At 38.2% G+C, this 12,644-nt stretch carries 12 protein-coding genes; 8 read left to right on the top strand and 4 right to left on the bottom strand.

What is annotated here, in order from left to right; genetic code table 11:
* The first annotated feature begins 209 nt into the window (after nucleotides 1-209).
* The 4 genes from V7201_RS15395 to V7201_RS15380 all read left to right on the top strand — a co-directional run bounded on the left by V7201_RS15395 (nucleotide 210) and on the right by V7201_RS15380 (nucleotide 2,598).
* Nucleotides 210-584: a VOC family protein gene (locus V7201_RS15395; RefSeq protein WP_335377629.1), complete on the top strand. Its 375-nt coding sequence runs from the start codon at nucleotides 210-212 to the stop codon at nucleotides 582-584.
* A gap of 157 nt (nucleotides 585-741) precedes the next feature.
* Nucleotides 742-987 carry a hypothetical protein gene (locus tag V7201_RS15390; protein WP_335377628.1) on the top strand — a complete coding sequence of 82 codons (246 nt, stop codon included), beginning with the start codon at nucleotides 742-744 and terminating at the stop codon, nucleotides 985-987.
* A gap of 584 nt (nucleotides 988-1,571) precedes the next feature.
* On the top strand, nucleotides 1,572-1,769 hold the full coding sequence (locus V7201_RS15385) for a hypothetical protein (protein WP_335377627.1): 198 nt from the start codon (nucleotides 1,572-1,574) through the stop codon (nucleotides 1,767-1,769).
* 484 nt (nucleotides 1,770-2,253) lie between these two features.
* Nucleotides 2,254-2,598 (top strand): hypothetical protein, encoded by a 345-nt coding sequence (locus tag V7201_RS15380; RefSeq protein ID WP_335377626.1) that lies wholly within the window; start codon nucleotides 2,254-2,256, stop codon nucleotides 2,596-2,598.
* A 210-nt stretch (nucleotides 2,599-2,808) separates the two neighbouring features.
* On the opposite strand, the gene V7201_RS15375 is transcribed toward V7201_RS15380, so the two are convergent.
* Nucleotides 2,809-4,833 carry a YhgE/Pip domain-containing protein gene (locus V7201_RS15375; protein ID WP_335377625.1) on the bottom strand — a complete coding sequence of 675 codons (2,025 nt, stop codon included), beginning with the start codon at nucleotides 4,831-4,833 and terminating at the stop codon, nucleotides 2,809-2,811.
* Between the two features lie 220 nt (nucleotides 4,834-5,053).
* On the opposite strand from V7201_RS15375, the gene V7201_RS15370 reads away from it, so the two are divergent.
* The 3 genes from V7201_RS15370 (at nucleotide 5,054) to V7201_RS15360 (ending at nucleotide 7,670) form a co-directional block, all read left to right on the top strand.
* The gene (locus V7201_RS15370; protein ID WP_335377624.1) at nucleotides 5,054-5,185 is read left to right on the top strand and encodes a hypothetical protein; all 132 of its coding nucleotides are present in this window, start codon (nucleotides 5,054-5,056) and stop codon (nucleotides 5,183-5,185) included.
* A gap of 334 nt (nucleotides 5,186-5,519) precedes the next feature.
* Nucleotides 5,520-6,413 carry an N-acyl homoserine lactonase family protein gene (locus V7201_RS15365; RefSeq protein ID WP_335377623.1) on the top strand — a complete coding sequence of 298 codons (894 nt, stop codon included), beginning with the start codon at nucleotides 5,520-5,522 and terminating at the stop codon, nucleotides 6,411-6,413.
* Between the two features lie 261 nt (nucleotides 6,414-6,674).
* Nucleotides 6,675-7,670 carry a hypothetical protein gene (locus tag V7201_RS15360; protein WP_335377622.1) on the top strand — a complete coding sequence of 332 codons (996 nt, stop codon included), beginning with the start codon at nucleotides 6,675-6,677 and terminating at the stop codon, nucleotides 7,668-7,670.
* Nucleotides 7,671-7,876: 206 nt separating this feature from the next.
* Here the strand turns inward: V7201_RS15360 and V7201_RS15355 are convergent, their stop codons facing one another.
* Both V7201_RS15355 and V7201_RS15350 read right to left on the bottom strand, forming a co-directional pair.
* Complete coding sequence (locus tag V7201_RS15355; protein ID WP_335377621.1) at nucleotides 7,877-9,364, bottom strand: carboxylesterase/lipase family protein; 1,488 nt, start codon at nucleotides 9,362-9,364, stop codon at nucleotides 7,877-7,879.
* Between the two features lie 561 nt (nucleotides 9,365-9,925).
* Entirely contained in the window at nucleotides 9,926-11,038 is a 1,113-nt protein-coding gene (locus tag V7201_RS15350; protein WP_335377620.1) for a thermonuclease family protein, read from the bottom strand.
* A gap of 251 nt (nucleotides 11,039-11,289) precedes the next feature.
* Between V7201_RS15350 and V7201_RS15345 the strand changes: the two genes are divergently transcribed.
* Nucleotides 11,290-11,919 (top strand): VanZ family protein, encoded by a 630-nt coding sequence (locus V7201_RS15345; RefSeq protein ID WP_438825057.1) that lies wholly within the window; start codon nucleotides 11,290-11,292, stop codon nucleotides 11,917-11,919.
* A 79-nt stretch (nucleotides 11,920-11,998) separates the two neighbouring features.
* Here the strand turns inward: V7201_RS15345 and V7201_RS15340 are convergent, their stop codons facing one another.
* The gene (locus V7201_RS15340) at nucleotides 11,999-12,322 is read right to left on the bottom strand and encodes a hypothetical protein (RefSeq protein ID WP_335377619.1); all 324 of its coding nucleotides are present in this window, start codon (nucleotides 12,320-12,322) and stop codon (nucleotides 11,999-12,001) included.
* Nucleotides 12,323-12,644: the final 322 nt, after the last annotated feature.

Below are 12,644 nucleotides of genomic sequence, written 5' to 3'. Positions count from 1 at the left end.
ATAATTTTATTTAATTGCAAGGCAGGATACAAATGATAAGCTCCGCAATAGATCAGTTAATTATTGCTCTCTACATTCAGGAAGGATTAAGCACTTTTTTTATGAATTTCTTATTGAACGGAGCAAATTAGTTCAATAAATCGGAAGGTATAAGGGATATAAAAAGGGAATTACTTGATATACCATACTAAATAAAAGAGAGGTATTTTATGAGTAAATCATTTATTGAACAAGTACATTATATTAGAATTCCCGTAAAAGATTTAGAGCAGTCTGCAAAATGGTATAGAGATATATTAGGGCTTCAATTATTAACCATTACTGAGGATCCATTTGCTATTATAAAAGTGAACGAGGGACCTTTTTTACTTATCTTAGTTCCTACTGAAGATGATACATTTGCACATTTTACAATTGGTAATGCCCCAGCCTTTAGCATTGGTTTTACAAGTCCAGAATTATCTAAATTTCATACACACCTTATTGAAAATGGTGTTAAGGTAGAGGATATAAAAGAGGATAAAGGACATGCCTATTTCAGCTTTTTTGATTTAAATGGCAATAAACTTCAGGTACACTGGTAAGAAGTATATATAAGTAATTTAAGTCACACTTAAACTAAAAGGGGCATTCTTTAATTGAGGAATGCTTTTTTCTTGTTGAAGTAAAGGGAGTTTAGTTGAAAAAGTAATGTTTGTGCTGATCATACATTATACAGAGGGGTAAAATCGGGGGATAGTTGTGATTAGATTAAGTAAATCTATAAAATATTCTATTGGATTAAACTTTTTAATATTAGTAGTGGGATATGTTTTCTATAAAACCATTGGTAATTCAGGAGATATTGGTGTTTCCTATTCTAATACTGGAACTTTTATATTAATTTTACAAGTTGTTGTTACAATAACTTTATCAGTAATAGCTTTTGCTTTATTATTTTTCACCTTTTTTTCTATTTATGACAAAATAATAAAATACCTCAAATGATTTATGCACTCTGACTTTCTATTCGAATATGGTATGTGAAACTACTTTGCTAATGGGGCAGGTTAGCAGTAGAATAAGAACATTTAGCTAAGATTATTTTTGTAAATTACTTTTCCAAAGGCGGTGAATGAGTGGAATTGTTTTTTGAAAACAGAGAAAGTACAAAACCATTTTTGATAATTAGATATTTAGTGCTCACTATAGGGGGTTTCATCCTAATTTTTAGTCTAATTAAAGGTTTTAACTTAAGTATATTAAAATTTATATTTCTTTTATCAGCAATCGGTTCAATAATAGATGGGATTGAAAACTACTTGAAAAAAGAAAATAAGAAGAGAATTTTATTAGATTTTGGTAGTGCACTTATATGGATTTTTTCGTTTTTCTTATTTCTGTACTCATTATGATTTAGTCCTTGATATGTAAGGGTGAGCGTTGATCCAATTCAAGAAAGATTAATGCTCTTTTTTTGAGCTAAAGGAACAGATTAGTGGAAGATCGAACCAAGATTTTTAATTCTGTATCTATGATTGGGAGTTAGATTAATACAATATTCATATGACGAATTAGTAAAAGATATTAAAATGGGGCACGAAATCGAGTTTAGATATAAAGGGAAAATATATGGAACCCTTATTGTAGAAGATGGATATGGACTAGGAGAACATTGTGAAGAATTCGTGTATTTTAAAACGCCTGAAGACCTACTGCACAACGGAAAAATTAATGGGGAACAATTGAGGGACATTTGGAATGAAGTTGAGGTTATAACAACTAATTAAGCTGCTCCTAAAAATGCTGAACTATGCTCCTCAACTAGGGGGTAGGTTAACATAAAAAGAAATTGAATAATTAGGTAGTATTTAAAGTAAGTAATTTTATTGTTCCAAATCAGAATAGTTCAGAAAAGATTGATTAATAGGAGCTCAAAGATGAAGAATAAAAAAAGAAATAGAGGCGGCTTTTTTAAAGATACTCTAATTGAACTAATTGGTGAAATCATTTTGAACATCTTAATGTTTATACCAAGATTGATCATTCGCTTAATAAGTCACATTTGGTGAAGCAGGTAGTCAATCTTGGACTATGGTGCTGACTGTGACAAGGACAATCATTTATATAAAACGGGTGTGTTGTTCAAGAAGAATTAAGCCCCTTTAAATGTCTTATTGAACAAACGATACAGGTTTGTTGAAGAAGGATAAGAATTTAGCAACTTGAATATCTACTAAAAATAATAGAAAAATGTTTTCAGAGGAGCCAAAAATGAAGTGTTTTTGTGAACAACAAGAAACATACAAGTTAAAGGTCGAAGGTGATGTTGGAGCTGACCCTATATGGTGTGATCATTGTGGCTGTAATTTTGATTTAGATGACATTGCCATCTCAAAAGAATTAAAAAGGGAATTGAGCGAGTGGGCATCGAATTATGGTGAATGGATTGATTGGGATTTAGATCAAATAATTAAAAATGGTGTTGAGTTAGAAGAAGAACATAACAGACAAGGTACTTATTTAACAGAAAAAGTAAAATTAGAGCTAAGCGGTAAATACAAAATAAAGTTTTCGCCATCGTCAATGGGAAGTAGTTATGCAAATAAACATCGTTAAAGCAACTGTGGTGCGAGCTATGAATGGTAGCATTTTTTTTATTGGAAGCGCAGGGACGAACCTTGCGCTTCTTTCAATCCTCGACTCAAAGCCTCATAAAAAAGCGCCATCCAATAGGGCTAAACAGTATTATCTAAAATGGAGTTGAACAAGAGCAGGTGATTTTACCCGCCGATAATCTATGTTCATAAAAGAGTCAACACTTATTATTCAAGGAATCATTTTCGAAGATTTGGCCTTCAACGCAGTTCCTTCAATCCAACGACTCAAAGGTTTTTTCAGCACAAGCGCAAGAAGCAGGCTGGTCCCGACAAAGCATAACAGGGCTAGCATGTCTCTTATGACGATTTCCTGAATCATGCCGCCAACTGCTTCTCGAAGCATGCTGATTGCATAGGTGAACGGCATGAAAGGATTCAATGCTTGAAAGAAAGCAGAGGTCATACTTACAGGAAAGGTGGATCCTGAACTGGAAATTTGCAACACCAAAAAGATGATGGCCAAGCCTTTTCCGATATTGCCAAAAACTGCGCATAGTGTAAAGGTAATGATGACAAAAACGATGCTAATAAACACACTTAATAAGATAAATGCAAGCTTGTCGACGACATAACAATGCAGGAGATATAAGTCTCCTAAGGTGACGATTACAGCCTGGATGATCCCGATCGTTAAAAAGGTAAGCAGTCTTCCGGTATATTTTTGATAATCCCTATAGGGGAGGGAATCTTCGACATCCACTTTTAAAGAGGAAATGAGCAGTGTTGCGCCAACCCATAATGCCAGCATTGTATAAAAGGGAGTCATCGCAGAGCCATAATTAGGGATAGGGAAGATCCTTTTTGTATGCAGTACGATTGGTTTCGAGAGAAAGTTACTTTCTTTTTCAGGGTCATGTGTTAAAAACTCGATAAGATCCTTCATATTGACATTCCTATTAAGGGATCGGATCTTATCGGCTGCTTTATGGATGTCTGTTTTAAAACCGGGTAGATCATTTCGTGCAAAGTCTGCAGCCTGGTGGATGACTTTTCCTGCTTCCGGCAGCTTGTTCTTTATGAATGCTGCTGACTCGTGGATTTGGTCCTTCACTCGGTCTAAATCGTTGCGAACGAAATCAGCCGCCTGATGAATTTGTTGCTCTAATAAAGGGAAATCGTTTTGATATGCATCAGCAGCTGAAGAAATCGTGCTTGTGATTCCCTCTGTTTTTGGCAGATTGTTCGCTTTCGTTTCCGCTAAACTCTGATGAATTCGTTCTAATGATTGTAAAAGCCTGGTCATCTCCTCGGTGTTTTCTTGATTGTCCGACCCATTTTCTGTTTTCATGCTATAAATAGCCTGCTTGGTGTTCGTTTCAACCTCGGAAATACTCCCGATGAGTTCCTCCAGAACGCTGCTGATCTGCCTGATTTCCTCTATCTTTTGGTCCAGGTCAGCGATGGCTTTGCCGCCGTCCTTCATCAAAGGCAATGCTTCTTCCACTTTTAAAATGCGTTCGCCCATTTGATCGAGCTCGGATATATGGTTCTCAAGCTCCATAATTTGTTGGCTTGCAGCTTGGATCCGAACCCATTTTCCTTCTAAATCAATCGCCTTGCTGCCTATTCTTTCAATCAGTGGCAAAGCCTTCTCAAGCTCAAGAATTTTATTTTCTGCTTTTTGGATTGAAGGAAGGTCCTTCTGGAGTTCAATTCCCGCCTTATTAAAAATAGTGAAAATGACGTCTCCAACCGTTTTTGTAAAAGTGTCACTAATTTCAGTCATGATGCCTGAAGCGCCTGAACTGGTAATTTTCGGAGCAATCGCATTAATTTTTTCATTCACACCGAAGGTAATTTCCGGTTTCTGAGGATTCGCTTCTAAAATACTCGTTAGTTTTTCAGAGAAATCTTTCGGAATGATGAGATAGGCATAATAATCCCCATGATTCACCCCTCTGATCGCTGATTCCTGGTTCATAAACCTCCAGCCCAGTTTCTTATTCTTCTTCAAACTCTTAACCAATTCCTCACCAGCATTCACCGGTTTCCCAAGGGCAACTGCTCCATCATCCTCATTCACAACTGCCACAAGGATGCCAGACGTATTCCCGTATGGATCCCACATGGATTTTATATTGATCCACGCATAAGCAGAGGGCAGAATCATGAGACCCAGCACCAATAAAAGAACAGGAAGGGTACGAAAGATATTTTTCCAATCATTCACAAAAATGCGCCAGATATTCGCCATGAACCCACCTCAAAAATAAACAATAGGATTAGTATTTGGAGAGGGTAGGGGAATATACAAAGATTGTTGTGGAGTGTTTAAATGGTGGAGATGAATTTTCCTTTAAAAGAGAAGCAAACTAAGAATGATGGGTGGGCCGGTCAATAGACAGGATCACTTTATCATGAACATGACTCGTGACAACCTGATAGAAACATAAAATATCAAAGGTGGAGAAAAAATGGCTAATAATAAAAATAAGCAACAGAAACACAATACTGCCCTGCCAAAAGCAGATGTTGAATTTGCAGAAGAAAGAGGTAATGGGCTGGAAAAAGTCGCGTTAAAGGCTCTTAAAAAACAAAATAAGTAACAGTTGGAAGCGCAGGGACGTTCCTTGTGCTTCTTCTAGTTAATTTAAGAATTAAGGTTTTTATTTTTATATTAGCTATTTTTCAGGAGAGGCGAAGGAATCGTTTTCGCAATTTGATAGCAACTTGTGAAAGGATATAGCCTTAGTAGCGAAACCTCTCTCATTGATACGCAACGTTTGAAACTGTAAAGCCTAAGAGGGGGATTAAGTGTTTCAAAAGGTTAATCTTATTGAGTTAGCTAGAAAAGTTGTTGTTTTACATGTTTATTCATGCTCCGAACCAAATCCGGAAACCATAATAAGTGAATAAAATCTTAATGAAAAGGAGGAGAAGATGAGATTGACAAAGATGATCTTACTTTTCATTCTAATTTTTTCTTTTCTCCTAACGGGAAGCGCATTGGCGGCTAAAAAAGGCGACTACAGTATAAAAATGCTTGAGTACGGAGGCATTGAGGATTATCCCAAATCTGGATTGGTTTATGGGGCGCATAATCAAGGAACCACGTATCTGCCATTCTTTTATATTTTGATTCAGAATAAGGATCACAATATTCTATATGACATCGGTTATCGAAATGATGCAAAAGATGGCCAGAAGGATTGGTCCAAATTATTTGGAGGAACGAATATCGAAGCACCAGACGAAGTATTGAAAAAAGTAAATTTAACTCCAAATGACATTGATATCATCATACTAAGCCATCTACATTTTGACCATGCCGGGAATATTGATCAGTTTCCCAACGCTCAATTTTATGTTCAAAAAGAGGAGCTTGATGGTTGGGTGTCGTCCTTATCACTGCCTGACAAGGTTCGTGATTGGGTTTGGCAGGCAACCGATATGGACCATATTAAAGATCTAATGGAAGTGGCTGCAGAAAACAGGTTGACGCTGATTGAAGCGGACAATTTTGAAGTAGCAGAAGGAGTAAAGCTCCATCAAGCCAAGGGTCACACATTTGGCACGCAGGTCATTACGGTTGAGACAAAGAAAGGAATGTATGTGCTTCCCCAGGATGTCGTGTACACATACGAAAATGCGATCGACTATAAACCCCTGGGACTTGGAATTGATAATGTTGAACAACTCATGTCCATTGATAAAGTAAATAAATTGGTCGGTGGAAATGTTGATTTCATCATCCCGGGACATGACATTGCCGTCTTTGACAAATACCCAACAGTGCAAGTTGGCAAGAACCGCATGGTAACGATAGTTAAGTAATAGATAAGGATGCTGAATACAACTGTATTCGGCATTTTCAGGCTAAAAGGGAGCGGAACTTTGTCAGGAATTAGGCATATTTCAAACCAAATGAGGGCGATTAATACAAAATAGGTAAAGGATGTATTTTGGAAAAGAAAATTTAAGGACACTAACCATGTACCGAGCAAAGAGGAATTTATATGGAAGTCCATACCTTTCCAATTCGTTATGAATAATATATAACGATTAATATAGCGATTTTTGAAAGGAAGTTCTTATATGGCTCATTTTATTAGTAAGGAAACTTCCCCTAAAACAACAGCACCCGCGCAATCCGGTGATTTTGAAATCATATGTGAGGACAATTGCGGTATGACTACGTTTGAAGGTCCTCCAACCTTTACCCTCGTACCTCCTCTAAATCTGTGCGTATCCACTGTTACGTTTAATAATTGGCGGACGATTACTGGTGGCAATGTTGGTAATTGGCCATCTCCACGTACCGTGATTTATTGGCTCGAAGGCAATGAGCGGGATATGACCTTTAGTCCTGAGGTCTCTTCAATCAGCTTTTATTATTCTTCTTCAGTGGAGGTTACATTAGAAGCTTATAATGCCGCTGGAAACTTAATTGCAAGGTTGGTTGAACCAGCTAATTACAGGGAACCGGTATATGATGAATGGGATTTAGTCACCATCGATGTAGGTGCGAATGCCATAGCCAGGCTTAGAGTAATTGGTGGCTCTAATCAAACAGGAATAGATAATTTGCAGGTGTGCAGGATTGTCTGTCCTGTTGCCAATCCGCAGACATGCTGCCGGCAAATGGTTGAACATAAGACTCAGCTTGTTCCGCCTGCTTTAATTGGTGAAGAATTTAACCCTGTTAGATTTACAAATTTGATTGAAGCTGCGATTGAGGGGGTGTGCCCTGAGGAGGTAATCATTTGCGGTGTCCTTCGAAAAACGATTACCTATGATACGATCTTAAACAACCCCGAAACAGGAATGGATGAAATTACAACAGGCTACCAGGTTCAGGATGATGTCCCATTTCAATGCATGATTAACCGTGAAGATGCAAATGCCGGAGATACCTTTTACATTTCCGGAGCTGCTGTCCTCTGTAATGTATTTGCATATACAGATAATACCGGAACAATTCAGGACCCTAGGAATCCCGATAATCAATTAGAAGTTGCCTGGTCATTTAAGGAAAAAGATATTGTGAAAGTTTGTGTACGAAAGGGAACTGCACCCATACCTCCAGGGTAAACTGAGCACAGGGACGTACCCTGTGCTTCTTTCGATACCATATACAATCCAAAACAAGGAAGAAGCCAACTCAAGTATAAAAGACTAAATGAATACCTGCATTTTTTTGGTCAAATGGTGTAAGAACCCCAACAATTATGATAGAACCAGAAATAAAGGAATTAATCCTTATTGGATTAGTTCCTTTATCCATTTACAATTTATATTTAAGCTTTCACTAACATGTTTATCTGTTCCCATTTTATCCGGTCTTCACGGTTTGGATCATTTTCCAAAGAACTTTCGTTGTTAAAAATCATGGTTGAACGGTTATTCAAATCATACATTGGCCATTCAGGAAGATTTTTTGTGTTCGGATTACCGTTCCGCGCAAAGTTAATCCATGCCTGATGCATTAGGTTCGCCAACTGCTGGCGATCTGGAGAAGGGCCTGTGAAGTTTGCGATATTTGGCTTATCTAGTGTATTCCATACAAATGGAAGTTCTAACGCATGTGTTGATTTAAGCGTCCCGTCGAATACCGGTGTTTCCCAATCGAATCGGTACATCCAAACAGGAGCACCTTGTTTACTCTGCAACTCTGCAAGTTCCAGTGCAGGGGTTGTAAAAACATGATTGGTTAGCAGTTTGTTAAAAAGTTCTTGGCTAAGCGGCTCAGAGAATTCTTTTGAAATAACAGACAGTAATGGCCCAAATGTTTTCTCGAAAAGCGCCGTAACCTTTGCTTCATCTGCGTTCTTCCATTCAGGGTCAAACACACTGAAAATGTTGTATTCATCTTTGTTTGTACCAATTAAAATGGAGACGTACTTTGCTGAACCTTCTGCTAATGCCTTATGTGGATGTTTCGGAAGAGAAACTCCATCAATAACAGGACCGAGGCTCATTGATGGTAAATGATCGGCGGCTTGAAGCAGCTGTTCGACTGGCAGATCCTCCAATTTAGAAAGGTTCGTAGGTTCTATCTGCAAGGCTGCTAAAAAATGGCTCGCCACTTTAGTTGCTTTCTCGGATGTATGTACAAATGCGGCCGAACCACTTTGCAAGATCGCTCGCTTGTAAAGACCTTGCGCGGAAGGGAATCCTAGCAGCACTCCTATGCTCATTGCTCCCGCCGATTCTCCAAATACCGTCACGTTGTTTGGATCTCCGCCAAACGCAGTGATATTTTTCTGCACCCATTGTAAAGCTGCCACCTGATCAAGAATTCCGCAATTCCCTGAGGATTCATATTCCTTGCCGCCAATTTCTCCAAGATGAAGAAAGCCCAAAATTCCCAGCCGGTAATTTATCGTGACCACGACTACATCTCCTTGCGCAGCGAACGAAGCTCCATCGTACCAATCACTGGAGCCTGAGCCGGACACAAAAGAACCCCCGTGGATCCAGACTAGAACAGGACGCTTTTTACCATCAGCACCAGGAGACCATACGTTCAGATACAGGCAATCCTCATTCATGTTCGATATGTCATTTCCATAGAACTTCATAATTTCTCTCTGTGTCTGCGGAGCTACAGGGGAAAACGAGGTTGCATCACGAATGTCTTCCCAAGAATCCAGACGCTGAGGGGCCCGAAACCGGAGTGATCCAACAGGTGGCTTAGCATATGGAATTCCTTTCCATGCGTAAACACCATCAATCTCCGTGCCTGCCAGTTTACCGTAAACGCTTTCAACAATCGTTTTAGACATTCACATTCTCCTCTCTTCCTTAAAACCAAGCGTATGATAAAAACAAGTTAAAAAATCAAATTGATCTTTAGTTAAATAATATCAAAATATTCAGAATTTGAAAATGTATTACATGTTGTGATAATTGGAGAACAAGAGGGGAATTAGTTGGATTGATAAGGAAAAGGGCTGGATTTAATTCAAGCAACTGTTTTAAGCGTCCTTAGAAATTTTAGGTAACGATACCTCGATGAGAAGTAAACTAGACAGCACTGCCTAAATCGTGCACAATTAATACTTTTTAATGTAAAAAATAAATGTAGAGCATGGGTGTACCTTGTGCTTCTATTTTAGTTAAGGTATTTATTGTAATAAGAGCTGTTTTTCAAGAGAGGAGAAGGAGTCTCTTAAGCTGTTTGGCACCAACTAGTGAATGAAGATCGACTAAGTAGTTTAATGATAATAAAGTTGAGTCAGCTGTTTTCAGAGATAAGTGATAATTATTTTAAAAGCTAAAAGTGGAGGATGTTACTAATAAATAATAAAAAAAGAGCCTGCACCCAAGCAGGCTCAAATTTTTTATCAACGCTCACACGCAAAATCATCGTGATCCCGGTCCATTTTGGACTGATACGCCGGATGAGTCGATGGTACTCCATTTGGATACACTTTTCTAAGTTCCGTACAATTAGCAAAATCTTCTGGCTGACTGCTGCTTGCAGGCGCAGCCGGCTTAGTGGTCGTAGTGTTTGATATGTTCGTTGTTGTTGCAGGTGCTTTTGCGACGGCTTTTGGATCTAGATCTCCCTTGGTCGTCCCGTTGGTTCCGAATGCCCACAGGCCAGTGCCTGATTCGCGTGCTTCTCTTGCAAACTTGACGAAATACTCACTGTATTTTACATCGGGCGGGTAGGTTGATGGTTCTGCATATCCATTAAGAACCAAATCCGCATTGAACATTTTTGTACGGATTTCGGTTTCGTTCGTGTCGTCTGTTGGGATGGCTAGCCAGATGATTCGCAGCAGTCGTCCGTAACGGTCGGTTTCACTGACGTCTTTCTGAATCCAGATTTTTTGGCCGTCTAGTTTGGAAGTCGTATAGTTGCTTGCTTCTTTTCCGAACGTTTCTGTCTTTGTAGTTGATTCGGGAGTATTGACACCAATGAAGCGGATTTTTTGGCCATCGGTTGTTTCAATCGTATCCCCATCTACGACACGGCCAACAGTGACTGCCATCAGACCTAATTTTTCTAGTGTGGCTTCTTCTTGAGCTTTAGCTTCTGCCTCAGCTTTCGCTTTTGCCTCTTCTTCAGCTATTGCTTTCGCTTCTGCCTCTAATTTAGCTTTTTCTTCAGCTTCTTCCTTTGCTTTCTGATCAGCTAATTCTTGCGCTTTCTTTTCTTCTTTTTCTTTTTTTATCTGCTCACTTTTCAATTTTTCGGCATCTTTCTTTGCCAGCTGTTCTGATTTTGCGTCGGCTTTCTTCTCTTCAGGAACAGGCTCTACAAAAATAAATACTAATATGATCGTGATAACAGCGCCTGCTGTTAAAAACATCCATGGTTTTTCGGAATAGCTTTTGCCTTTTAGCCTTAGGAAAAAGAGCCACATGCCGCCAAGGTAAATGGCAACGCCAATAAGTCCAATTGGTGCAGCAAATGATGAGAACAACAGGAATAAAAGAACAACAATCATGAGTACTAGTTTTACAATCTTAATTTTTATTTCCCCCTTTTTTTATATAATAAAAATTATACCAATTAAATGGAAAGGGAGGTATGGAAAATTGAGTTTTCTAACAAAAACTAAGTATTCGAAAAATAATTCCTTTTGAGAGTGTTGAGTACAGGTTATACAAATAGAAGCGAGAAAAAAAATCGTTGAAAGCTAGACTGCTATTTTTATGGTAAAATTAGGATAACTAGGCAAGAAGGGATGTAAGCAGTTTGATTTTAATAAATGGGAGTTTTTTTATTTTCATAGGTGTTCTTTGTTATGTTATGCTGCGGGGTCTTTTCATTGTAAAACGATACAGAAAACGGTTAAATATCCACTGGTGGAGGGAAACCATTTTATTCCTTTTTAATCTCTATCTTTTCATGGTTGTTTCTGTCACTTTATTTCCTTTCCCCATAGGCTTCCACTATCACAATGAAGATTTCTTACAATCTATCAATATCGTTCCGCTCATAAGCGTTATTGAGAATATCAATCAAATAGGGACGGCGTACGATGGAGATGTACTTTTTATGGTTTTCCTGATTATCAGAAATGTAGGGGGCAATATTTTATTGTTTATGCCTTTGGGATTTTTGGCACCGATTTTATGGAAAAGGTTCAGAAATGTAAAAGCTGTTTCATTATTAGGCTTGTCTGTATCAGTAACCATAGAGCTTTTACAACTCTTCCAGCGATTTGGAGGTGGCTGGGGACGAATCACTGACATTGACGATGTGATTTTTAACGTATTGGGTGCAGTAATTGGATACGCGGTTTATGTGGTTATTTTTAAAATTGGAAATAAATTAGGAATTAAAGTAATGAGGAAGCTAGGGACGTATCTAATGCTTCCATAATCTTGATAAAATCCCTCATTAGAGTTTCGCTTTAACCCTTTAACCAATTACTGTTAAAAAGAAGCAAGGGGTACGTCCCTTATTTTTTATACTTTATATAGTCAAAGTTTGAGGTGGGGACCTGTTTTATTATGTTTCCAAACTGATCCTTGTAAATTTCATACTCTCTGTAGGTTTCTACGATATAACCGTCTACTTCTTGGTCTTCATCTTTTTGGTGAATGTATTCGAACTCTGGCAGGATGAGCTTGGAGACTTCATCATTTGCATTTTGATCATTTTGAACAGGAGCATCGGTTTCTAAGTATTCGCTATTAGAGTTTATTTGAGAAATGGCCGAGTTATTAAAAATCAAATAAATACAGAGTAACAGTAGACTTAACAACCCAAATGTTTGTTTCATAATTTGCTCCTTTGATTTAGATTACATTAAAACAATATGCCTGTCCTAGGATGAATATTACTAAGGGATTGACTCCAGGTAGGTTCAGAAGGCGTTTGAAAATAAAATTAACTCAATTTGTGTAACAAAATGGAGCAGAATCCCACTATGCCAATAGGGGTTTTAGTGGTTGGCTAAGAGTCCTGAATTTTGAACAGACAGCTAATTTAATATTGAGAGAGGATTAGCTGCGGAAAGGCTTTCGTTTAATTCTGGTTCGTCGCATAGAACAAAAGGGCAGCTCGGCTGGCGTTTAAAATTGAAATATAAAAAGAGCAGTATT

It is taken from the genome of Bacillus sp. JJ1122, assembly GCF_036964885.1.
Lineage (GTDB): Bacteria > Bacillota > Bacilli > Bacillales > Cytobacillaceae > Mesobacillus.
Note: the sequence above shows the minus strand (reverse complement) of the source record. Positions and strands in the feature narration are given on the sequence as shown.

Excerpts from the sequence above, each read along its gene's own strand:
- V7201_RS15395 (WP_335377629.1), top strand. The coding sequence starts at position 210 with ATGAGTAAATCATTTATTGAACAAGTACATTATATTAGAATTCCCGTA.
- V7201_RS15385 (WP_335377627.1), top strand. The coding sequence starts at position 1,572 with ATGGGGCACGAAATCGAGTTTAGATATAAAGGGAAAATATATGGAACC.
- V7201_RS15380 (WP_335377626.1), top strand. The coding sequence starts at position 2,254 with ATGAAGTGTTTTTGTGAACAACAAGAAACATACAAGTTAAAGGTCGAA.
- V7201_RS15375 (WP_335377625.1), bottom strand. The coding sequence starts at position 4,833 with ATGGCGAATATCTGGCGCATTTTTGTGAATGATTGGAAAAATATCTTT.
- V7201_RS15370 (WP_335377624.1), top strand. The coding sequence starts at position 5,054 with ATGGCTAATAATAAAAATAAGCAACAGAAACACAATACTGCCCTGCCA.
- V7201_RS15365 (WP_335377623.1), top strand. The coding sequence starts at position 5,520 with ATGAGATTGACAAAGATGATCTTACTTTTCATTCTAATTTTTTCTTTT.
- V7201_RS15360 (WP_335377622.1), top strand. The coding sequence starts at position 6,675 with ATGGCTCATTTTATTAGTAAGGAAACTTCCCCTAAAACAACAGCACCC.
- V7201_RS15355 (WP_335377621.1), bottom strand. The coding sequence starts at position 9,364 with ATGTCTAAAACGATTGTTGAAAGCGTTTACGGTAAACTGGCAGGCACG.
- V7201_RS15350 (WP_335377620.1), bottom strand. The coding sequence starts at position 11,038 with ATGATTGTTGTTCTTTTATTCCTGTTGTTCTCATCATTTGCTGCACCA.
- V7201_RS15340 (WP_335377619.1), bottom strand. The coding sequence starts at position 12,322 with ATGAAACAAACATTTGGGTTGTTAAGTCTACTGTTACTCTGTATTTAT.